We start from the raw sequence: 23170 nt of genomic DNA on the forward strand, positions 1-23170 counted from the left end.
GTGAACTACCCTTTCGCGGCCATGTCCGGGACAAGGCCGATCAGTGCTTCCAGTCGTGCTCGATGGTGTGCCGGAGACCCGAAGAGCAGCTCCGAGGCCTTGGCTCGCTTGAAGTAGAGGTGGGCGTGATGTTCCCAGGTAAAGCCGATGCCACCGTGCATCTGGATGCTCTCGGCGGCGATATGATAGAACGCCTCCGAACAGTAGGTCTTGGCAATCGCCGCTGCCTGAGGGAGATCGGCGGCCTCCTCCTGGACCGCCGTGCTTGCATAGATCGCCGCGGACCTTGCCGACTCGAGTTCGACGAGCATGTCCGCGCACCGGTGCTTGAGCGCCTGGAAGGAGCCGATGGGGCGGCCGAACTGGGTGCGTACCTTCAGGTACTCGACGGTCCGTTCCAGCACCTCGGCGGCCGCGCCCACCTGCTCGCAGGCCAGCGCAACCGAAGCGATGTCGGCGACCCGGTCGAGTATCTCCGGCGCAGTTCCGGCTCTACCCAGCAAGCGTGCGGGTGCATCGTCGAACTCCATCCGAGCGAAGCTCCTCGTCGGATCCATCACCGTGAGCGGGGAGACGGCGACCTCGGCCCGGGGGAGCTCGACGACGAACAGCGACGGGCCGGACTCGGTCTGCGCCGACACGATCACGAAATTCGCGCAGACAGCATCGAGCACGTATGCCTTCGAGCCGGTCACCCGCCACCCGTCCGCATCCGGGCGGGCAGAGGTCCTGCCGGAGGGCGTGATCACCAGATCGTCGTCACTCGCGGCCAGAGTGCCGAGCTGGCCACCCTCCGCCAGAGCCGGCAGCAGGTCGTCGGCCAGGGACTCGTCCCCCGCCAGAAGCAGCGTGTAGGTTGCCAGCACACTCGACGACAGCAGTGGCGCGGCCAGCAACGACCGGCCGCTCTCCTCCAGGACGATGCCCAGCTCACCGAACCCGAATCCGGCCCCACCGAACTTCTCGGGCACCACCAGTGCCGGGGCGCCGATCTGTTCGGACAGAGCGGACCATGCCGCAGGGTCGAACGGTGCATCCGTGCCCATCAGTTCTCGGACCTGCACCTCGGACGAATGCCTCGACGTGAACGACCGCATGACCTCGCGCAGCGCCTGCTGTTCCTCGGTCACCGTGAATCCCATGTAAACCCCTTCGGCTCTCGTCGACGTGAGCGCACGGCATCCCCACCGGGTATCGGCGGCACTACCTCGGGAACATTCGCTCGGGAGTAGCGCCTTGCAGGATGTCTCACCCCGTCGACCTTTCGATACTCAATCGGCACGCCCAATCCCGCGATCTACTGGCGGGGTGCCACGACTTGATCTGGCGTCAGCCGACGACAACCGGTATCCGGCCGCACCGGACCCCGTGGCGCCCTCAGCGGACCAGGATGCTGACTGCACCTGTCCCGGGCGAGCCGTACAGATGGGTGTAACCCACCGAGGGAACCTTCTCGATCTGCCGAGCGCCGGCCTGGCCACGCATCTGCAGGACGACCTCGTGGATCTGTCGAAGGCCCGACGCTCCGATCGGTTCACCGTTCGCGATCAGTCCGCCGTCGGTATTGACCGGGAGCGCACCGGTGATCTCGGTGTGCCCCTCGGCGATGAGCTTCTCCTGATCGCCGTCAGCGCAGAATCCGTTCTCCGCGAGATGCATGATCTCGGATCCGGCGTCCGTGTCCTGCAGCTGGGCGACCCCGACATCCTCCGGACCCAGACCGGCGATCTCGAAGGCCGCGCGCGAGGCGTCGACGGTGGGACTCGGCGCTCCGGTCAGCGGCAGTGAGGTGCTTTGCATCTCGAAGGCTCCCTCCCGCCGACTGCGCAATACCGAGGCGCTCAGGGTGATGGGGGTGGAGGTGTACTTGCGGGCCAGGTCGGACCTGCACAACACGATGGCTGCTGCGCCTTCATCAGGGGCGCAGTACATGAACTGGGTCAGGGGGTAGTTCAGGTACGGGGCAGCCAAGATCGTCTCCTCGGACATCGGCTTCCGGCGCCACGCCAGTTCGTTTCGCTCACCGTTGCGCATGGCCTTGGCCGCCACCCGAGCGAGGGTCTGTGGTGTGATGCCGTGATCGCTCATATAGCGATTGATCTTCATTCCGAAGAAGTGCGTAGTAAGGAAGAGCCCGGTCTGCGCATACCAGTCCGGGAGCCCGAGCACCGACGGATCGGCGGAAAAGGCGCCCTTCGGATGCTTGTCGAATCCGACAGCGACCGCGATATCAGCCTCGCCGTGCTCGATCGCCTTGGCCGCCATCGAGAGGGAGGTGTTCGCGGTGGCGCACCCGTTGAACACGCCGTAGACCGGGATTCCGGTGAGACCCATCTTCCCGACGATCGAGTCCGGATTGGACACCTCCAGGCTGCCCGCGAAGGCCATCTGGACATCGGGCCAGGCGATCCCGGCGTCACGGAGTGCCGACTGCAGCGCCTCCGCACCCATGTCGAGGGCAGACTTGCCTGGGAACCGTCCGAAGGGGTGCATCCCCACGCCGATGATCGATACGCCGGCCATTACTGGTCTCCTTCTGCTCTGTCCGCCGGGGCGAAAGCGAAGATCTCTCCGCCCGCGAAGGGCACTAGGACCACTCGCATGCGGCCACCGATCGTCAACTCGTCGGGATTGCAGGTCGTCAGTCTTCCCTCCACGAGGAGGCCCTGTGGGAACTCCACGTAGCCGACTCCGAACGGCCGAAAATCACCGTCCGGCAGTGCCGGTGGCGACGGCGGCGGAAACTCCTGGCTGGTCCAGGTATAGAGCCGACCCTCAGGTCCGAGCTCCACGACCTCTCGCCCGGCCTCGGCAGGAAAAACCAGGTGATCGGACGTGGATGACCTCGAGGCAAGCAGATACACACTGTCACCGTCGACCCGAAACAAGTCGCTCGGCGGTACGAATGTCGTCATGACGAAAGGGTATCATCAGCTAAACTATTAATCTATACAGTTTTGGCGGGAAAGACACTGTCGATGCGACTCGAAGTGCTGGCGGGACGTCCGACCCTGACCGCGCCTGCGCCCGCAAGAAAGGCTTCTGAGATCGTTAATTCGATTGTGGCCCTGTTGAATACCTTTCGTCCCTCTCGAAGGGCGATCCACGCCGGACGACCAGTACCCATCCGATGGACACCGGGTGCACGTACTTGACCGTGAGCGTGCCCGGCACCGCAAACTCTCGGTTCATCGTCAGCGTGTGCCCGGCACGCTCGTCCATCACGGCCGAGGTCCATCCGCCGTGTGCCACCTCCGGCCCACGTGCCTGATCCGGCGGACACACCACACGACTGGTCACTACCCCGCTGTCGTCGATGCTCTCGATGCCGAACCGGCAACGGTTCAGTCACCGGCACCCCTGGCACAGGCGAATTCCACCTGGCGACTTGGGCTCGTAGAACGGCAAGGAGGGATCATCCTGACTCACCGATGCTGTCAGTTGCTCGCCTTCGTTCCTGTCGGCCGCGAACACATCGCCCCTTTCGATACCGAGGCGCCACGCCCACGGAATAAGGCGTGACCATGCGCAGAGTTGGCCTTCTTCAGAGGGCGGTAGTAGGTCACCGCAAGCGACGCAGACCTACGGCCAGCGATCGTTTCAGTCAATGTCCATTGAGGCGAGGTCCTCGAACCCGCCTCTGTCGCTACCGCAGCGGCGACGAGCGTTACCGGCCATCAAAGCGATGGTCTCAGGGAACCCGACCGGTCAATCCCAACACGGTCGGCCACGTCCAACGCCCAAGGGTGAACGGTTACGAACGCGGTGGACCGACTAGCACTGGCCTGTGAATCAATGCAGTCGGAGGACGATCGCGGCGATGAGCGACTCGGATCGGAAGTAGCCGCCCGTTTGGCGTAGCGGGTGGCCGGGTCACGGAAGTGGTCGAGTCGGTTGATGCAGCGCTCGACGACGTTGCGACCCGCGCATTCGAACCGGTCGAACGACGGTGGACGCCCACCCCGTGATCCCTTCGCCGCCCGCGTGGCCATCTGATCCGACCACTCCGGACAGGTGAACCGGATCCCGCACCCACGCAGAAGGCCGCGGGTACTCGGATGCGAACAGGCCTTGTCCACCACCAACCGCTTCGGACGCGATCGAGGGCGCCCACCACCGGGCGCCCTCGATCTGTTCGAGCAGTGGCATCAGCTGGGGATTGTCGCCGGCCTGGCCGGTGGTGAGGACCACGCTCATCGGCATCCCGCGCCCGTCGACAGCAAGGTCAACCTTGCTGCTCAGTTCTCCCGGGGAGCGTCCGAGGCATTCTCTCCCGACCGCGAGGGCCTCGACTGCTGGTGTGCCCGAACCACCATGGAGTCGACGAAGACGATCCACTCGACCTCGCCGACCGCGTCGTCTTTGACGACCGCGGCGTCGAGGATCTTCTCCCACGCGTCGTCCATGGTCCACTTGCGTAAGCGCTCGTGGGCGGTTTTCCACGGTCCGTAGCGTTCGGGCAGGTCCCGCCAGGGGCGCCGGTGGGCAGCCTCCACAAGATCGCGTTGATCACTTGCCGGAGATCGCGCCACTGGCCACCCCGTCCTGAAGCGGGCAGTAGCGGTTCGATCTGTGCCCATGCCTTGTCGGTCAGCTCACCGCATCCTTCTACCGTGAATCGATATCATGCGGACACTTCCCCGATTTGCAGGACACGCCCCAGTCGGCTATCGGAGGTTCTGATAGATGGTGGCGTTCGCGGTTCCTCCACCCTCGCACATTGTTTGGAGTCCGTATCGTCCACCGGTGTGCACGAGGTGGTTGATCAGGGTCACAGCCAGACGGGCACCCGATCCGCCGAGCGGATGCCCGAGTGCGATCGCGCCACCGAGGGGGTTCAAGGCGCTGTCGGGTGCTCCGGTCTCCGCCTGCCACGCCAACGGAACGGACGCAAAAGCCTCGTTGACCTCGAAAGCATCGATGTCGTCGATGGACAGCCCGGCGCGCTTCAACGCGAGCCGTGTCGCAGGGATGGGACCGGTGAGCATCTTGACCGGATCGTCGCCGGTGACAACAGCCGTATGGATTCGCGCCAGAGGCCGGATGCCGAGTTGTGATGCCTTTTCCGAAGTGGTGATCAGCACTGCCGCTGCACCGTCGGAGATCTGGGACGCGTTCCCGGCGGTGATCACACCCTCGGCCAGGAACGGAGTTTTGAGGGTTGCCAGCTTCTCGACCGTCGATCCGCGTCGAATTCCCTCGTCAGCGCTGACCACGTCGTCTTGAACCCGCACAGGGACGATCTCGTTGTCGAAGGCCCCCCAGCCCTGTGCCTGTGCGGCCCGTTCGTGTGAACGCACTGAGTATTCGTCGAGCTGTGTCCGGGACAGGCCCCACTCCCGAGCGATGAGCTCGGCTCCCGCGCCCTGGTTGAATCGTCCGCCGAATCCGGGCGCCGTGAGCGCGTCGGCGTACCGATCCACCGCCGGACCGCCCATCTCGCCGGTGCCTTCCACGGTGGCTGCGCCCATCGGAACACTCGACATCATCTCGACCCCGCCCGCGACGACCACGTCAGCGTGACCCGCGATCACGGTCGCGGCTGCAGTGGAGATCGCCTGCTGCGAGGAGCCGCATTGACGATCGACCGTGAACCCTGGAACGCTCTCCGGCCAGCCTGCGGCCAGTACGGCCATCCGTGCAACATTCCCGGACTGTTGGCCCACGCTGATCACGTTGCCCCAGTGCACGTCGTCGATGAGGGAAGGATCGAGTCCCGCCCGGTCGACGAGTGCGTTCAATACCTGCGCGGAGGCATCGACCGCATGCAGGGTCGACAAACCTCCTCCGCGCTTTCCGATCGGCGTCCGCGCCAGGGCAATCACGACTGCATCTCTCATGGTCTTCCCGTCCTCAGCCGATTGCCACTGCGCAACCGGGTTTAAGTTGAATTAGTTTACTATATAGGGATAGGTATGTGCGTCAACCCAGTTGGTCGCCAGGCACTGCCACAACTTGCTCGTGGGGGGAGGGAGCCATCGCGTGGGCTCGTTTCGGCGATCGCAGTCCCACCGGAGGTGCCCCTCGGACCTTGTCGGCGGCGAGCAATGATCACGAAGTGGGCCTCGATATCGGGGGTACGGCCGCCGCGGAGACGGCCCCGGTTGCACGGCCGAGCAAACCTCGGGTAGGCGGTGAAGCCAATCCGGTATGGGTTTCGCAGTGACCTCACCGATTGCGCCAAGCGAAGAGGCACGCAGCCGTAACTGTATCTGACCGGCACAAGCTTACGCCTGAGTTACCGATCGTCCCGGAATGATCTCCGAAGTCGTCTCAAACAGATGAGACTGCAGGCGAGTTCGAGTAGGCCTTGGTGGAGGCCGACCCCCGCCTCGGATCGCATGCGTAGACATTTGAACTGGTGCAGCCAGTCGAAGGTGCGTTCGGTCGCCCAACTGCCTTGGTGCCCCGCCACATCACTGGCGGTCGTGTTCGTCGACGCAGCGGAGCAGGTTGGATCCTTTGAGGACGTCTCATCGGCGAGTTCGTCCAGCAGGCGCGCGCGGCGCTAGCTGAAGGAAGTGAGCGAAGTGGTCGCCATGGTGTTCATAGCGGATCGTCACACCGACCGCTACCGTTTACATATCCCCCGCCTGCCCTGGCACGCGGTCAGCGGCGCAGGATCAGATCCAGGGCCTCGGCACGCGACGCCGAGTTGGACTGCAGCAGCCCCCGCACCGCCGAGGTGGTGGTGCTCGCCCCGGGCTTGCGGATGCCCCGCATGGCCATGCACAGATGCTCGGCCTCGACGACGACGATCACCCCGACCGGATCGAGCTTGCGCACGAGCGCATCCGCGATCTGACTGGTCAGCCGCTCCTGCACCTGCGGGCGCTTGGCGTACAGGTCCACCACCCGCGCCAGCTTCGACAACCCGGTCACCCGGCCGGTGCGGCCGGGAATGTAGCCCACGTGGGCGACCCCGTGGAACGAGACCAGGTGGTGCTCGCACGTGGAGTACATCGGGATGTCACGCACCAGGACGAGTTCCTGATGGCCCTCGTCGAAGGTCTTGTCGAGGACCGAGTCCGGATCGGTGTACAGGCCGGCGAACATCTCCCGGTACGCCCGCGCGACGCGGGCCGGGGTGTCGAGCAGACCTTCGCGCTCGGGGTCCTCCCCCACCGCGATCAACAGTTCCCGGACGGCCGCCTCCGCGCGAGCCTGATCGAAGGCCCGGACCGATTCCCGGCTGCGCAGGCGATGACCGGCGCCGCCGATCGACACGGAAACTGTGTCAGAAGTTGTGGGATCCATCGTCACTGGACCGCACCTCCACTCTCGTCGACTTGGCTATGTCCCGGACCAGGTCCACCCTCCCGACCGGCGTCGTCATCGGGCTGGGCCAGAACTTACCGTATTTATAGCTTACTGATTAAGCTATTTCATGCTAGATTAGCCGTAGTCGCGGGCTTAGCACTGTCGGTCTCGCGCCTCAGTCAGTCGGTGTACGCACCGACAGTGCCTACCACGGGGGGCGTATATGACAACCATGCCCCAAAGGGAAGTGAGGAGATAGATGAGCACTGCGGAACGGATCGTCATCGTCGACGGTGCGCGTACCCCGGTCGGCAGCTTCGGCGGCGCGTTCAAGGACGTGCCGGCCCACGAACTCGGCGCGACCGCCGCGAAGGCGGCCCTGCAGCGCGCCGGCGTGGCGGCCGAGGACATCGACGAGGTCGTCATGGGCTGCATCGGGCAGGTCGGCCCGGATGCCTACAACGCGCGTCGCGTCGCGCTGGCGGCCGGGCTGCCGGTCTCGGTGCCGGCGTACACCGTCAACCGGTTGTGCGGCTCGGGTCTGCAGGCGATCTGGTCGGCGGCGATGCAGATGCGCTGGGGCGGGGTGGATCTGGCCCTGGCCGGCGGCGACGAGAACATGTCCCGCATGCCGTTCTACGACTTCGGCGCCCGCTCCGGCTACAAGCTGGGCGACCGCACCCTCGTCGACGGCACCGTCGGGATGCTCACCGACCCGTTCCACGGCATCCACATGGGCGTCACCGCCGAGAACGTCGCCCGCGAGTACGGCATCAGCCGCGAGGCGCAGGACGAGTTCGCCGTCGAATCCCAGCGCCGCGCGGCCACCGACGCCGCCCGCGCCGCGTTCGCCGAGGAGATCACCCCCGTCGAGATCGGCGGCCGCACGCCCACCGTCGTCACCACCGACGAGCACCCCAAGCCCGACACCACCGTCGAGACCCTTGCAAAGCTGCGCCCGGCGTTCGCCGCCGGCGGCACGGTCACCGCCGGCAACGCCTCGGGCATCAACGACGGCGCCGGCGTCGTCGTCCTCGCCCGCGAGTCCGTCGCGCAGGAACGGGGCCTGGGTGGGCTCGCGGTGATCGAGTCCGTCGCCACCGCCGCGCTCGAGCCGGAGCTGATGGGCTACGCGCCGGTCCTGGCCCTGCAGAAGCTGTTCGAGCAGACCGGCACCACCCCGGCCGACATCGACACCGTCGAGCTGAACGAGGCGTTCGCCTCGCAGGCCGTCGCCGTGATCCGCGACGCCAAGCTCGACCCGGCCCGCACCAACCCGTACGGCGGGGCGATCGCCCTCGGTCACGCGGTCGGCGCGACCGGCGGCATCCTGACCCTGCGGGTGGCGAAGGACCTGGTGCGCCGCGACCTCGAACTCGGCATCGTCACCATGTGCATCGGCGGCGGCCAGGCCCTGGCCGCCCTGATCCGCCGCGTGCGCTGACCACCAGATGGAGTACCTGCGCATACCTAACCCGGGGCGCATCCCGCCCTTCACTGAATAGGAGAGTAGTTCCATGACCAACGTCCCCGTCGCAGCACCCGGACAGCGCGGATCCGATACCGCTTTTCAAAGGCTCCTGGCAACCACCTCGTCGGACGCACTCCTCGACGCCGCCGACGCACTGCGTGCATGGGGCGCCGAGAACGACTCCGAAGACATCAAATCGTGGGTTGCTAGACGGCTGACAGTCCAGTAGCAACCCCTGACCACCCGACTCGTCAATGTCAGATGTATACCGCTAGACCGACGAAGAACATGTACGAGCAGCAACGACGCCCTTGCCGACGAATCTGACACAGTGAGGTCGTCCAACCTTGGGGAGTACCCACTCTCGCCTTCAGCCGGCATCACCGATATCGACTGCTCGGATCGGTCCGATCGTGCGCATCGAGACACTGATTTGCTCAGGAAAAGATCCGATTACGCGTGTTCCCAGAACTGCCACCACTCTAACCCAATCTCCCGAAACAAGGAGGTCTGCGATGAAGAACACCATCAGCAATCTGTTCGTTGTCCCGATGTCGTGGCTGTTGGCCGTACCGATCGTGCTGCTCGACCGCCTACTTTCCCCGGATACCGCCGAATTGCCGGACTGGGACTAATCTCGCCCTGCGGGAGCGCTGCTGGGCCAGCAACACAACGAGCGCCTTACCACCGTTCTCGGTATCGCAACTCCGCAGGCGGGAGGACTCAGTCCGTAGGGAGATTCGCCCGACCCGGCCACGCCCATGGTCCTCCGCTCCGCTGCGACCTCCCCAGCACCGGACCGGCAAGCTGCAGCAGCTTGCATCCTCGTCAGTTTTCCCATTCGCCTCGACCACGTCTGCGTGCCGCTGATCACATACTGGTGCGCGGGCACGGCCGAGATCCGCTTTGCCGACCCACGTTACCGTCAGGCCGGACGGCGAAGAAGTGTTGATGATCTGCGAGTGCGTTAACGGATTTCCTTCCTGTGCTTGTTCCGCCGATAGTTCACCGCGTGGCGGGTCGGGCAGAAATCTGCTCGAAGGTGGACGCGCATCACGTCCTCCCACACTCCGCCATCCAGGTCCATGAACTCTATGCCCGGAGCTTCCCTGCGTCTCTTGAGCTTTCTGGTCATTGCATTGGTGCCGGCCATAGGTTGAGAAGGTCACCGGAACGGGTCGGGTTCACAAACCCGAGGGTTGTGCGCCGTCGGGGCGGCTTTCCGTCCGAGCGTTCATCGACCTCAGCACACGGAGCAGAAGGCAACGGGCGCATGAATACATCACGTGCCCGTCCGATCGAGAATGGGCTACGAAAGCACTTCGACCAGTGTGGTGCCAGGGTCATCGAGCATGTGAGCCTCCACCTTACCGAGATGGCGACGCCAGTGGGCCACCGCAGCGTCGATGTCCTGGGCGGACAACAGTTTGAGTAACCGCCGGTAGGAACGGTACGCGAGTTCGTCGACGGCCAACTCGTGCTCCGGACCACGGGTCCTGATGTAGAGCGCGTTGTGTGCGTCCATGATGTGCAGGAGCATCCCCGCCATGATCGACATAGTCTGAGATCGCGCGAGATCGACGATCGCTTGATGAACACGGGTATCGAGCTTCGCAAATCCGACCGGATCCCCGAGCAAGTTGCGGCCCTCTTCGACGAGCGCGGTCAACTCGTCGAGATCCGACGCCGATCCCGCCCAAGCGCGCAACGCTGCGAGCTCGATCTCGGCGCGCGCGCGGTAGACATCAGCCAGCGCCACACCCTGGTACTGAAGGAACAAGCCCATGTGGCGCGCGGCCACGGACTCATCGGGCGCAAGCACGCGCGCCCCTCCGTGAGCACCTCGGAGCACAACGATGATGGACTCCGACTCCAGGATGCGGAACGCTTCCCGCATGGTCGGTCGAGAGACGCCGTACCGTTCCATGAGTATCGACTCACCCGGAAGCGGGTCGCCTGCCTTGAGCTCCCCGGTGACGATCTGTCGTCTCAACTGTGCCGCAACAAGCTCCCCGGCCTTCGGGACGCGTACCACCAAAGATTCGGTACCGACCGACACATTGCCCTCCATTCGGCGGTAAAATAGCCTAATAGATCAACTATATCAACTCGTACCGCCTAGCGCATCGTCTGGTGCAGTGCGATACGCACCTTCCCTTTGTCACCTCCCTGAGACGCCTCGCCCCCGTCCATGGGTCTGTTCTCGGAGACCATCGATTGACAGGGAGGCTCCTCTGGACGTTCCACCACGATCGGAGACGTCCCCAATCTGGTAGACGCCAGGACAATAACGAAGTCGGTACGCATTGCATCGAGAACCTACCCCTCCAGTCTGGTCACCAACCGCTGGTTCTCGCCACGCCACGCGAACGTCTGCCCATCGGGAGCGACCAACAGGTCGGCATCACCCGCAGCAAGCGTGCCGAGCCTTGTGCTCTCGGCCATGTCGGGAAGCAGTTCGGCGCACGCATCGTCGTCCCGGACAGCATCAGCGCGTATGTCGCCAGCTCGTTCGAGGACAGCAGTGGTGCAACCGGAAAGCAGCTCGCTCTCCTTGAGGACGCCACCCAACTGCCTGCATCCGAATCCGCCACATCGAGATTTTCGGGTATAGCCAGTTCCGAAGCACCAATCTGTTCGGAAAGTGCCGACTAGGCTGCTCGACCGTGTGCCTCAGTAGTTGCCATCATTTCGAACGTGCACCCCGGACGAGGAGCTTCGTGCTGAATGCCCGCACGACCTCGCACAGTGCCTGCTGTTCCTCGACCACTGTGAATCTCACGAATATCCCTTGGTATCCGTCGACGTGTGCTCAGATGTACCTTCACCGCAGCTCTGCAAAGTACTTCATGGGCAGCTCGTGTATGCAGAGCGCCCCTCGCGTGATTGTCGAATCCTACGGCCCCCGCAATGTCGGCCTCGCTGTGTTCGATGACTTCGACTGTCATGGAAACGCACGTGTTCGTGGTCGCGCGGCCGTTGAACACGCCATATCGTGGGATCTCGATGGGCTCCACCGTGCCGACGACCGGGTCAGGGTTCGAGATCGGGAGTTGCAGGCGAGGACGATCGCAGGTTGGGTCAGGAAGCTCCAGCGTCACGCAGCGCCAAATGCAATGCCTCGGCGGCAATGTCGAGAGGAACCTTGGCAGGGAACCGTCCGCGGGAGGGTATCCCCCCGATCGTCGACACCGCCCACTGTTGCCTTTCCGATAGCATCGTCTGCTGCAGGTGCGAATGCAGAGGTCTTACCGCGTGCAAACGCGCGGCGACCAACCTCATTCGGCCCCCGCTCGTCGTTTCGTTGGGGCTGCACGTCGTCAGACTTTCCTCCACGATCATTCCCTCTGGGAGTTTCAAGTGCGAAACCGCACCGTCGATATGCTATTTGCCTATACCGCGTTGACCTTCCAGCCACTTGTAGTGCGACTCGAAGTGAGTCTCGGGTCGTTTGACCATGATCGCGTCGGCCTCCGCCACAATCGCGCCAGAATTCTCGAGTTCGAGAGTCGCGTTGACGAAGACCTTTCTGCCCTCATGCTTGGTGATCCACGCCCGACCAATCAACTGCCAGCAAAGCGGTACCGGACGAACGAACCTCACGGACAGCGTCCCCGTCACGCCGAACTCGGCGTTCATCGTAAGGGTGTGCCCCACTAGTTCATCCATGACACCTGCCGTCCATCCGCCGTGCGCAACCTTTGGTCCTCCTTCCTCCCCCGGAGGACATACCACGCGACTGATCACGACGCCGTGCTCGTCGAGCTGTTCGCTTTCAATTCCGAGTCTGCAGCGATTCCTTCGACGGCAGCCGTGGCACAAGCTCATTCCGCCTGGTGACTTGGGCGCGTAGAAAGGAGAGGAGGGATCGTCTTGACTGACCGATGCCGCCGGTTGCTCGGTTTCGTTCGGGCCGGTCGTGGACACGGTTCCCCTTTCGACGCTGAAGGCCGCGCCCACCGAGTGCAGGCGTGACGATACGGGAGAGTTGTCCGCATTCGGAAAAAATGTGTGGGACAGCGTAACCGAATCGAGCTTCGGGACGACGACGATCTCAGTCGGTAGCCACCGCGGGTACGAGTTCCTCGAACCAGCCCGGGATCACGGTGCGAAGAGTACCGAAATCGACGTTGTCGAAGATGGTACGGAGCATCTGCTGTTGCGTGTTCATCCACAGCCGCGAGATTGGGATATCCGTCGCCTCACAGGACATTGTTGTGCACCGCGGCTTCCATGACCCCTACACGCTGATACGAGGCATACCACTGCCGACGGTTTCGCCGAGCAGCATAAGGGGCCTCGACCGCACGGATATGCCGGGCGGATGGTCGCCCTTGTGCATGCGCCCACCGACCGCGGGCACTCACCCTGCACCACCTTTGGCAAGTCGGGAGGTCCGGGTAGCAGAAGTCCCTGACCGGTCCACCTGAACACCACACGGCCCAAGTTCCTCCGGGAATGTCAGGTGGTTTGACGTGGAAGACCTTGAGGCGATCAGAGGCACATAGTCACCGTCGACCTGGGGCAGGTCGGTTGGTGATATGAACGTCGGCATGGCAGAAACAGTATCATCAGCTAAACTATTAATCTACACCGTGATGCGAAGAGGTCGTCCTGTATAGACACGACACGACGGCCTGGGAGGAACGATGGAATCGACAATCGACAGCGCGGCGCTCACCGAACGGGATCGAGCAGATCTCCTCGAGAGTCTGACCGCCGAGTCTCTTTCGGCGCTGATGCGGTCGACACGGACCTGGGACGATCGCGCACTCCGGCGCCGCCTGAGCGTCCTGCTTGTCCAACTCGAGGCGGTACGCCAGCTTCGATCCGGTGACGTCGCGTGCCAACCCATGGTCATCGAGGCGGCCGAATTGCGAGGACTTGCCGAAGCCGGAGAGTTCGTCGCCGAGCTTCTCGGGCCCGGCCTGCTCGTCGAAGTAGGAAATCCGCTCCGGGTAGCACTACGACGGTTGGTTCAGGCCACCGGGACGCTCACCGCGCAGGCCGACCGCGCACTGGAATCCGTCGCCATCGACGTCGCCGGGCACGTCATCGAACGCAACGAAGCACTGACAACGGTCGTTTCCGAAGAAGATTGGCAGCGGGACGCATTTGGCGACCTCGCGGCGGGTTTGGCTCAGGTGGCGTACTCGGCAGGTTACACGTTGTCGGGAACCGACTACTTCTCTGCGGCTGGATTGGGTGCACAAGCGCTCGCTGTCGCCGGTGTGCCCACCGATGCTGACCCCGAGATGCGGCGGTCGACTCTCGCGGCAGTCGAACGGACCGGTTCGTGGGACCCGGTGATGGTCCGAACTCACGCGAAGGTGGTTGACGGCAGTTGGCGAATCAACGGCGAGAAGTGGTACGTCCCCGGCGCCGAGGCTGCCGATACGATCCTCGTGATCGCAAGGACCGTCGGCGGGCCTTCGCTGTATCGGGTCGCCCGACAAGCACCGGGTGTCACCATCGAGCCCTTGGACTCCCTCTACAAGCCCCGCGCCCTGTCGCGGATCACCTTCGCGAACGCATCCGCTGTTCTGATCGGCGAGGTGGGCGCAGGCGGCAGGATCATGAATGGCACGGTCGACAAGGCAGCCACGGTTCTTGCGGGCGAACAGATGGGAGTGATGGACCGTGCACTCAGGTGCTTGTCGGAGATTCCGCCGTCGTGCCGCGACAATGAAGCGTGGCGCCGCTACACTCGCGAGATCGCCGATCTCGAGATGCTGCGGGCCGGCGCAACTGCCCTTTGGTACCGCGCAGTGCGCACTCAGGGCAGTGACGATGTCGGCTCCGGTGCGGTTGCTGCCGCCCTGGCTCACATTGGTTGCTCGCATGCGCTCAGAACGGCGGCTCTACGCCTCGTCTCGATTGCAGAGGTCGACAGCGATACGGCCGAGTCCATCCGGGTGCGCGCTCGTGAGACCGACCTGCTGCTCGGAGGCCCGGCCGTCGCCCACGAACGACTGCTCGAGCGCCTGGGAATCTGACCGAACATCCTTGGGACCGCACCGTTGGCAAATCACGCATCAGACCGGTGATCGTCGGCGTCCCCGAACTCGCCAGATTACGACGCGCTTGCTGCCGCCGGCGTCGGAGCGGGTATCCGGAAAGGTCGACATCGCGAAAACAACGGTGCTACGGAAGAGGGGTCAGTATGTCACCGCCATCCCACCCTCCCTGCACCGGGCGTGAGGCGGACTGTTGAGCCGAGCTTCCCCCGAACCGACGCCACCGCCGTCGTCCGGGTGCACCGGGGTGGCGTCGAGATGTCCTCGTTCTTGGCCTAGTTCGATGTTCACCACTCCTGCGAGCGAGATAGTCGAGATGCTAACTCCGCGCTCGTTGAGCCACCGGCAGGAGTCGAAACGTCGGCCGGTGGGTAACCGATTCAACTCTTGACCATCACAGATGAGCGGCTCTCATGCGGCACTCCCAAGTAGCGCGGATGTGGTCCGCTCTGGCAATCACGTTGTACCGCACCATGGATGATTCACCATGGCGCCGTGCAGCGGCGTTCCACCACGCCTCAGAGCGCACGCCGGATAGTCGTGCCAGCGATGGGTCTACACGTTGACTAGCAGCCCGTTCGGCCGCATACCGAGTTACTGATCTACCCCACGGGCAGCTGCCCTGTTGACAAGGAGTGCGAAATGATCTCAGCTCTCGATACTGGACTTCTCCTGCTACGAGTAGCCACCGGCGTCACGCTGGCAGCACACGGATATGTGAAGCTCTTCCGGGGGGGACGGTTGACCGGGACTGCCCGGTGGTTCGACTCGATTGGCATGCGTCCTGGGCGAATGCAGGCACTACTTGCGGCGATCACAGAGATCGCCGGTGGCATACTGTTTGCACTCGGTTTCCTCACTCCACTTGCGGCGGCGGCCATTGTCGCTCTCATGATCGTCGCGGCATGGACATCCCACCGAGACAATGGGTTCTTCATCGTAGGAAACGGATGGGAGTACAACTTTGTTCTTGCTGTGGTGGCACTCAGCGTCGCCGCTACCGGTCCCGGCGCAATCTCGCTCGATCACGTCGCTGGTTTCGGTACGGGCACTTGGCTCGGCACGCTCGTAGCGTTGAGCGCCGGAGTTGTGGCCGGTATCGGGCAACTCGCAATGTTCTACCGGCCTCCAGCGGCGGCCACGGAAAGTACCTCTTCCTGAGAAAACTGGTTCACCGCACCCAAAACCCGACTTCGCTTGCCCTGTCCGATGGGACGATGTCGAAGGAGGGGATGTGGGCGGTGATAATCAGAGGATCAATGCCTTCGGACGGGCAGGACGAGCCGTGTATGCGACCGAGACGGGAGGTCGTCCCGTCTCGCACGATGGGGGCTATGTTCCGAATCAACCATCGTGCCGTCTGCGTTGATGCGTCACGTTCGGTCTCGGATCATCGGGTCGGCCTCGCCAATGGGATCGGGGGCGTGACCCGGGGTCCACCGGATGGTCGACGAGGGCGGCGACCGTCCGCATGGTGCGGAGCTCTTCTTTGAGCTCTTCAATGCCGCGCACAGCGCCTCGGGCTGCGCGGATGCATTCGACGCGATGCCAGGGACCTTCGGCGGGTGGATACGAACGTGCCGGGGCCAGCGGGAACACGTCGCCGGCGGGTCACTCAAATCACGAGCAACCTCAGCTGTCGACCTCTTCGGCATCTCGCCCGAGACAATTCCCACTCCGGACGCGGGTGCATCCTGTCGTCGAGTCTTCCGTGAGCTTGAAGAACAGTGCCGAGAACAGCATCGGCAGGCAGACACCGAAGAACCAACTCCTCGCCGAAGCCCGGTCACGCGGGGTCGCGTGGTTCGAAGATCGGGAATCGCTCGCCTGGCTGCGTGTGACGGAACCACACCCGCACCGGTCGATCGGAGGGCATCGGAACGTCGCCGTCGATCCAGGAATACACCCACGGGCCCTCGTCGAGTGCGACGATGGCGATGACCGACGGACACGGCGCACTGCACACCGGGTCGGGTGTGCGATCGACGACCCGGCACGAGACAATCACTCCCGCGCCGGCCGAGTCGACAGGATCGAGATTGCCGTGGTCGCACAAGGGACAAGATGTAGTCAAGGGTGCGAGCAGCGCGGCGCAGCGCCTGCATTTCCAGATGACGAGCTTCCCGAGTCGCGTGGTTTCGCGCCCGCGACTGGCGACACCGGCACTCATGGCGCGACCTCGACGGGGAGCCCGCCCAATACGGTCCGCATCGCGTTACCGAAATACTCCGGGTCGGTGATCAGCCACCCATGGCCTCCCGAGACGGTGAACACCGGTGGTCTACCCAGCGCATCACGGAGCGATTCGAGGCTCGCACGCGGTATCAGGCGGTCTCCCCGGCTCCACACCAGCGACACCGGCAGACGACGCCGCGCAAGTCCGTTCAGCTGAGCGGTCAGGTCCCCATCCTGGGGGAGGGGCTCGGTGCGCCACACCGTTCCCGGACCACCGACCCTGTCACGGAAGGCGGTGGGGGTGGTGCGGCGAGCCGTCATGGTCGAGGCAAGCATCCGGAACGACAGTGCATCCCCCAGAGCCGCAGCTCTCCGCTCCCACAGTGGTCCATCGTCGAGCGGGGGCACCACTGTACTGATGTCCGGCCACGCCCCTCCCCCCACGGAGTTGACCAGAACCAGGCGCGCTACCCGATCCGGAAGATCATGGGCGGCCCGGATCGCGATCGCTCCCCCGAACGAGTGCCCGGCCAGGGTCAGGGGACCGAGTCCGGCAGCGTCCAGAAACCGACCGAGCCAGGCGGAACACTCCGTCAGTGTCCGCTCGTCGAGGGGCCGGTCCGGCACACCCGCGAACCCCGGGATCGCCGGGGCGTAGACCAGAAAGTTCCGGGCAAGTTGAGCCAAGGCGCGGCGGTAGATCCAGGGCGTCAATCCCCATCCGGGCACGAAGACCACCGGCGATCCTCGCCCGAGGACGCCGCACATCTCCGCCCGGGCGTCGACTCGAACAGTTCTCCAGTGCATCGCGGTGGAGTGGCAGTCGGCTCGGGTGAGCGATGGGTAGTGCATCGGGTGAACCTTCGATCGAACGGGTGAGACAGGTCACACCATGCCCTCGCCTGACGCGACGAGGCGACGGCCGTAATACCCGTAGGCATACCTGTTTTCCCCGAAGGAAGAAGACTGGTCGGTACGAAGGAAGGCCAGCGACCGCATCCCGGGACCCCTCTGCACCGCCTAATTACCAGTGGACACGGCGACATCAGACGCAGCGCCCAACCATCACCGACTGCTACGGCGGGCCTGCACCGAAAACGATCATTCTCCTGCATTGTTCGGGGGCGGGGCCGTCTGCCGAGCCACTAGACCTGGTCGTGCGTCTGCTCCGCGACCCAGGCGGCGACCTGTGCCCGGGAGGTGAATCCGAGTTTCGCCAGGATATGTTCCACATGTCCTTGTGCCGTGCGAAGTGAGATCACCAAGCGATGGGCGATGGCTTGATTCGTCAGACCTTCGCCGACGAGGGCGGCGACTTGACGTTCTCTCTTGGTCAGTCGCGCCGACGCGCCGGTGCCGGACCTGGAAGCGGTCGGCGGTTGCTCGCGGAGGGTGTAGGCGATGGCCGCGTCGAAGCCGAACTGTTCACCTTGGCGGTATGCCGCGGCGAATGCCCTACCGCCGAGGTCCTGTTGGGCCTTCTGCTCGCATTCCTGATGGTAAACAACAAGATTCGCATGTATGACCGCCTCACTGCCGATCGACCGCGCCACCCCTTCTGCCGCTCCCATCAGGACTGTCGCCCGCGGCAGGTCGCCCAGGTCGCCAGTGATCCAGGCCAGCGCCTCGAGGCACAAGGTGGCCACGCGCGGGCTGTGCACCTGACGAGCGAGGCCAAGAGATTCTTCGAGAAGCCGGACCGCATGATCGGCATCGCCCTGGCGCCACACGGCAATGGCCAAGCCCCAAAGCGAAAGTGACCGAAACATCTTTTCACCGTGCTCTTCGGTCAGTGCCAGCACACGTTCGTGGTATTCCACGGCCCGTTGCGTCAAGCCGGACAGCCCGAAGGCCAACCCCAACGAATACATCGTTCCTACTTCGAGGGTGCGTTCCCCGCGTCCGCGGAACTCGGCGAGTGCGGTCTCGAGGTGAGAACATGCGTATGGAAGATCCCCGCTGTAGAGAGCCAGCATGCCATCGGCAGCGTCGACGAAAGCGCGCATCAGGGAGTCGCTGGTCTGCGCGGCCAGCCTGCGCCCCGCCTCCACGAATACGGCTGCCGCCCGGAGGTCACCTTGTACGTTGGCCATCACGGTGGCGCCGTAGAACGCCTCGACCCACTCGAGGGTAGGCGGGCCGCTCTGACGAACGAGCAGTCGGTCGTACCATCGCCGCCCCTCGCTGAACAATCCTTGGGAGGCCCAGAACACGTAGAGCGCGCCGGCGATACGCAGCCCGACAGCGGGATCGTCCTCGACGCAGAATTCGAGAGCCTCCCGCAGGTTCGGCAGTTCCCGCTTCAGGCGGGTGATCCAGTCGAGCTGGCGGGCGCTGATCCACTCGGCCTCCGCGTCGAGCGCCAACGCCTCGTACCAGTCCCGGTGGCGGCGACGCACGGCCAGGTCCTCGCCGCTCTGCTCGAGCTTCTCGTAGCCGTATGCGCGGAGCGTCTCGAGCATCCGGAACCGCACCACCGACCCGGCCTCCTCCCGGACCAGGATCGACTTCTCCACCAGGGCGGTCAGCGTGTCCAGCACCTCACCCGCGGCCATATCTGCACCGCACACGTGCTCCGCGGCGTCGAGGTCGAAGCTGCCCGCGAACACCGCCACCCGACCCCACACCCGTTGCTCGACGGCGGTGCACAACTCGAAACTCCAGTCGATACACCACCGCAGCGTCTGCTGCCGCGTCGGCGCACCCCGGCTGCCGCGGGTGAGCAGGGTGTAGCGGTCGGTGAGCCGCTCGAGGATCTGCTCGGGAGAGAGCGCCCGCAGCCGGGCCGCGGCCAGCTCGATCGGCAGCGGCAGCCCGTCGAGCCGGTGACAGATCCGCGCCACCGTCGCCGCGTTGTCCTCGGTGAGCGCGAAACCGGGAACGGCGGCCGCGGCGCGTTCGGTGAACATTTTCACCGCATCGTATCTGGGCAACGTCCGCATCGAGGGTGGCTGCTGTGGATCCGGGACCGTCAGCGGGGGGACGGCGAGCACCGCCTCCCCGCCGAGGACCAGGGGTTCGCGGCTGGTGGCCAGGATCCGCAGCCCAGGACACGTTCGCAGCAGGAGTTCGGCGAGTTCGGCAACCGCGTCGATCAGGTGCTCGCAGTTGTCGAGGACCACCAGCACCTGCCGCGGGGCGAGGAATTCGAGCAGCACTTCCTGCATCGGCCGCGCCGACTGATCCCGCAGCCCCACGGCGGCGGCTACCGCGTCGACAAGCAACGATGCATCGCGCAGCTCCCCGAGCTCGACCAGGCGCACCCCTTGGGCGTAGTCGCGCTGCACCGCCTCCGCGACCCGCACAGCCAGGCGGGTCTTGCCGACCCCGCCTATTCCGGTCAACGTCACCAGCCGGGAGCCGGTCAGGAGGTTCTTCGCCTCGGTGAGCTCGTGGCGGCGGCCGACGAAACTGGTCCGCTCCAATGGAAGACTGCCCGTCGCGCCCGGTATGGCGGGTGCCGGGATCCGTCGTCTGCCGCTCAGCACCGGCCCGGGGCCCCCGACCTCCCCGGCCTCCGCGTCCTCCCCGGCCTCGACGTCCTCGGCCTCGGCGTCGGCGTCGGCGCGCAGGGCCATCTCATCGACCGGGAGGTCGTGGTTGCGTTGCAGGGCGCGCAGTTCCTCGCCGAAGGCGGCGGCGGTGGCCGGACGCCGACCGGGCTGGCGGGCCATCGCGCGCGCGACCGTCTCGGCCACGTCGTCGGGGATCCCGTGCTCGCGCAGATCGGGCACCGGTTGCGTGGTGATCCGCAGGAACTGCGCGACCACCTGCTCCCCGCTGCGGCGTTCGAACGCGGCGTGGCCGGTCAGCGCACTGAACACGGTGGCGCCGAGTCCGTAGACGTCGGCGGCCGGACTCGGCGACTCACCGGCCAGCACCTCCGGCGCGGTGTAGGCGGGCGATCCGGTGACGGCGCCGGTGGCGGTCTCGAACCCCCCGGCGATGTGCGCGATACCGAAGTCGGCCAGTTGCGGCTCGCCGTACTCGGTGAGCAGAATGTTCGCCGGTTTGACGTCGCGATGCACGATGCCGAGCCGGTGCGCGGTCTCGAGCGCCCCGGCCATCTTCACCCCGAGCCGCAGGGCCTCCACCAGCGGCAGCGGTCCGCGGCGGCGGAGTCGCGCGTCCAGCGAATTTTGCGGGTGGTACGGCATCACCAGGTAGGGCCGGCCGCCGGCGGTGGTGCCGACCTGCAGGATGGGGACGATGTTCGGGTGCCCGGTCAGCCGCCCCATCGCCCGCTGCTCCCGGAGGAACCGTGCCCGGTTCTCCTCGTCGAGGTCGACGGTGAGTACCTTCACCGCCACCGTGCGATCCAGGTCCGCCTGGGTGCAGCGGTAGACCACGCCGAACCCGCCGCGGCCGATCTCCTGAACGTCGTCGAACCCGGCGTCGGCCAACTCCGCGGCCGGGGCCGGCGGGTACCTCTGCGTATCGCGCGGATCCCGGTCACCCATCGGTACGAGCTACTCACTCCGTCGACTCGCTACTCCCGCGCACCGGTCCCGACGGCACAACCAGCGCACGTTCCTCTATGACCCCACCTCGTGAGGCGTGGACTCAGGATATCGCCGTATACGGTCGACGTGGCCTTCCACCGCCCCGGAACGTGGGGGCAAGGTTCAGCTTGTTGTGGACACCCGATGCAGCTGCGGCAGATCATCCGCTTCGACCGACGCCATCCAAATGCACCAGGTTCTCGCCGAGGCCTTCGGTGAGCATCTCGGCGGCGGCGGTGACCTGGGCGACGGTGACCTCGAGATGCCGGCAGCCGGCGTGCCGAACCGCGTCGCGAACTGGTGGGTGCTGCCGGTATCGACCGGCTGGGCCGGCTCATCCACCGGTCACCGCTGCTGCACGGGTCCGTGCGTGCACCCTCCGGGTGCGCCCGACCGGATACGGATCGCTGCGCGCCGGCGCCTGCGACGGGGGAGACGACTCCGAACGATCGCTCCCCCGGGAGAAGGCAGGAACACCTTTCCCGGCTCTACGGTGCTACGCGATCTGGAACCGGTCGTCGCCGAGTTCGACTTCGATGCGCAGCGTGCCGCCGACCGCATCGACGTATCGGCGCAGTGTGTCGAGCTGGATACGGTCGAGCTCACCGCGCTCGATGGTCGAGACCCGGTTCTGCCCCACCTCCAGTCGCTCGGCCACCTGCTTCTGGGTCAGGTGCTGTGCCTTGCGCAACTCTTTGAGTCGGTAGGCGCGGACCTGGTCGGTGCTCGACCTGGCCGGTCTCGTCTGCCGCGGCCAGAGGTGGGTGCACTGCGCCGGCACCGTCCACGCCGTCGGGAAACGAACCCGTCGCATCTCCGCCGACCCGGATTGTCGACATATGCGGCGCGCAACGCAGCGTCGGTGGTATCGCAGCACCGCAGAAGGATGCAGCGGTACCACCGGTGGGCGCCCTGGGGACGAGTCGATGCGCGGCATTGCGGTGGGCCGCTGGGCGCGCGCACCTCGAGATTCGCGGATCGAGAGAGTACTCGGTAACGGTGAAAAACTCGAGAAGCAGAGAGCCGGCCGAGAATGTGACAGCATTCCCGGCCGAACCCCTGTCGGGGGCATGTCCCGTGACGTCCCGGTGTCAGGCACCCCGTGCCAGGACAGCCGGCCCGTTTCACCAGGACGAACCGCGTCGACCGCGACCGAGTCCGGCCCCAGGAGCGGGGGCGAAGGGGGTGGACCCTCGGGTTCACCGTCCCGCGCTTGGGCCGCTCTCGCGGGCAGGCGAATTGGTGCGGGGATGTGCCCTCGATGCGTTGACCGCGCTTTGTCCAGCTGGTTGCCGATCAGCGGCGACGCAGGCCAAAAAGCGCTCGAGATCGTACAGCGCGGCCCTGGCGGCGGGATTGGCCATCGGCGGATACATCCCGTCGAACGCATGCTCGGTCCAGGGGAACTCGACGTATACGACCGGGACGCCGGCCGTGTCGAGTGCGCGATACAACTTGCGCGCTGCCTGGAGGGGAACGACGGCATCGTGTGTGCCTTGGAACATCAGCGTGGGCGGGCAGGATGCGCGCACGTGGTGGACCGGCGAGGCGAGGTCGTACATCTCGGGGACCTCGTCGGGCAGCCCGCCCAGAAGGTTGCGCATCAATTGACGGACGGGCGGTGCCGGCGGCAACTGCACCGCCGTGAGTGGTCGACCCAACATGAGCGTGTACAGGGCGTTGGCGAGCTTGCCCGGCTCCGACCGCTGCCTCGGGGGGCGGGGGTGGCGAGGCCCCTTCCTGGG

General features: G+C 65.2%; 15 protein-coding genes and 2 pseudogenes. 3 read left to right on the plus strand and 14 right to left on the minus strand.

What is annotated here, in order from left to right; all coding sequences use genetic code 11:
• Positions 1 to 5: 5 nt before the first annotated feature.
• The 7 genes and pseudogenes from HFP48_RS29670 to folE form a co-directional block, all read right to left on the minus strand.
• Positions 6 to 1142, minus strand: coding sequence for an acyl-CoA dehydrogenase family protein (locus HFP48_RS29670; RefSeq protein ID WP_168580915.1), 1137 nt, complete (start codon positions 1140 to 1142; stop codon positions 6 to 8).
• A gap of 235 nt (positions 1143 to 1377) precedes the next feature.
• Positions 1378 to 2523, minus strand: coding sequence for a thiolase family protein (locus HFP48_RS29675; protein WP_168580916.1), 1146 nt, complete (start codon positions 2521 to 2523; stop codon positions 1378 to 1380).
• Positions 2523 to 2915 (minus strand): OB-fold domain-containing protein, encoded by a 393-nt coding sequence (locus tag HFP48_RS29680; RefSeq protein WP_168580917.1) that lies wholly within the window; start codon positions 2913 to 2915, stop codon positions 2523 to 2525. Before HFP48_RS29680 ends, HFP48_RS29675 begins: the two co-directional genes overlap by 1 nt.
• 877 nt (positions 2916 to 3792) lie before the next feature.
• Positions 3793 to 4594: pseudogene (locus tag HFP48_RS29685) on the minus strand (IS5 family transposase).
• A gap of 73 nt (positions 4595 to 4667) precedes the next feature.
• Entirely contained in the window at positions 4668 to 5840 is a 1173-nt protein-coding gene (locus HFP48_RS29690; RefSeq protein ID WP_168580918.1) for a thiolase family protein, read from the minus strand.
• Between the two features lie 398 nt (positions 5841 to 6238).
• Positions 6239 to 6385: pseudogene (locus HFP48_RS31355) on the minus strand (IS5/IS1182 family transposase); the annotation flags it as partial.
• Between the two features lie 224 nt (positions 6386 to 6609).
• Positions 6610 to 7263, minus strand: coding sequence for a GTP cyclohydrolase I FolE (folE, locus tag HFP48_RS29695; protein WP_168580919.1), 654 nt, complete (start codon positions 7261 to 7263; stop codon positions 6610 to 6612).
• 256 nt (positions 7264 to 7519) lie between these two features.
• Between folE and HFP48_RS29700 the strand changes: the two genes are divergently transcribed.
• Positions 7520 to 8704 (plus strand): thiolase family protein, encoded by a 1185-nt coding sequence (locus HFP48_RS29700; protein WP_168580920.1) that lies wholly within the window; start codon positions 7520 to 7522, stop codon positions 8702 to 8704.
• A 1336-nt stretch (positions 8705 to 10040) separates the two neighbouring features.
• Here the strand turns inward: HFP48_RS29700 and HFP48_RS29705 are convergent.
• Both HFP48_RS29705 and HFP48_RS32150 read right to left on the minus strand, forming a co-directional pair.
• On the minus strand, positions 10041 to 10802 hold the full coding sequence (locus tag HFP48_RS29705) for a GntR family transcriptional regulator (RefSeq protein WP_168580921.1): 762 nt from the start codon (positions 10800 to 10802) through the stop codon (positions 10041 to 10043).
• Between the two features lie 1313 nt (positions 10803 to 12115).
• A complete protein-coding gene (locus HFP48_RS32150; protein WP_282597498.1) occupies positions 12116 to 12559 on the minus strand; it encodes a PaaI family thioesterase in 444 nt (147 codons plus the stop codon).
• An 821-nt stretch (positions 12560 to 13380) separates the two neighbouring features.
• Here HFP48_RS32150 and HFP48_RS29715 point away from each other — a divergent pair.
• Together HFP48_RS29715 and HFP48_RS29720 are read left to right on the plus strand one after the other, a co-directional pair.
• Positions 13381 to 14727, plus strand: a complete 1347-nt coding sequence (locus tag HFP48_RS29715; protein ID WP_168580922.1) for an acyl-CoA dehydrogenase family protein — start codon at positions 13381 to 13383, stop codon at positions 14725 to 14727.
• Between the two features lie 666 nt (positions 14728 to 15393).
• The gene (locus HFP48_RS29720) at positions 15394 to 15909 is read left to right on the plus strand and encodes a DoxX family protein (protein ID WP_210432866.1); all 516 of its coding nucleotides are present in this window, start codon (positions 15394 to 15396) and stop codon (positions 15907 to 15909) included.
• A gap of 625 nt (positions 15910 to 16534) precedes the next feature.
• Here the strand turns inward: HFP48_RS29720 and HFP48_RS29725 are convergent.
• The 5 genes from HFP48_RS29725 to HFP48_RS29745 form a co-directional block, all read right to left on the minus strand.
• Entirely contained in the window at positions 16535 to 16918 is a 384-nt protein-coding gene (locus HFP48_RS29725) for an OB-fold domain-containing protein (RefSeq protein WP_168580924.1), read from the minus strand.
• Positions 16915 to 17775 (minus strand): alpha/beta hydrolase, encoded by an 861-nt coding sequence (locus HFP48_RS29730; protein WP_168580925.1) that lies wholly within the window; start codon positions 17773 to 17775, stop codon positions 16915 to 16917. Before HFP48_RS29730 ends, HFP48_RS29725 begins: the two co-directional genes overlap by 4 nt.
• Before the next feature lie 293 nt (positions 17776 to 18068).
• A complete protein-coding gene (locus HFP48_RS29735; RefSeq protein WP_168580926.1) occupies positions 18069 to 21383 on the minus strand; it encodes a protein kinase in 3315 nt (1104 codons plus the stop codon).
• A 538-nt stretch (positions 21384 to 21921) separates the two neighbouring features.
• The gene (locus HFP48_RS29740) at positions 21922 to 22239 is read right to left on the minus strand and encodes an XRE family transcriptional regulator (protein WP_168580927.1); all 318 of its coding nucleotides are present in this window, start codon (positions 22237 to 22239) and stop codon (positions 21922 to 21924) included.
• A gap of 385 nt (positions 22240 to 22624) precedes the next feature.
• Complete coding sequence (locus HFP48_RS29745) at positions 22625 to 23029, minus strand: prolyl oligopeptidase family serine peptidase (protein WP_168580928.1); 405 nt, start codon at positions 23027 to 23029, stop codon at positions 22625 to 22627.
• Between the last annotated feature and the right edge of the window lie 141 nt (positions 23030 to 23170).

The sequence above is a fragment of the Rhodococcus sp. DMU1 genome (genome assembly GCF_012272955.1).
Classification (GTDB): Bacteria; Actinomycetota; Actinomycetes; order Mycobacteriales; family Mycobacteriaceae; genus Rhodococcus; species Rhodococcus aetherivorans.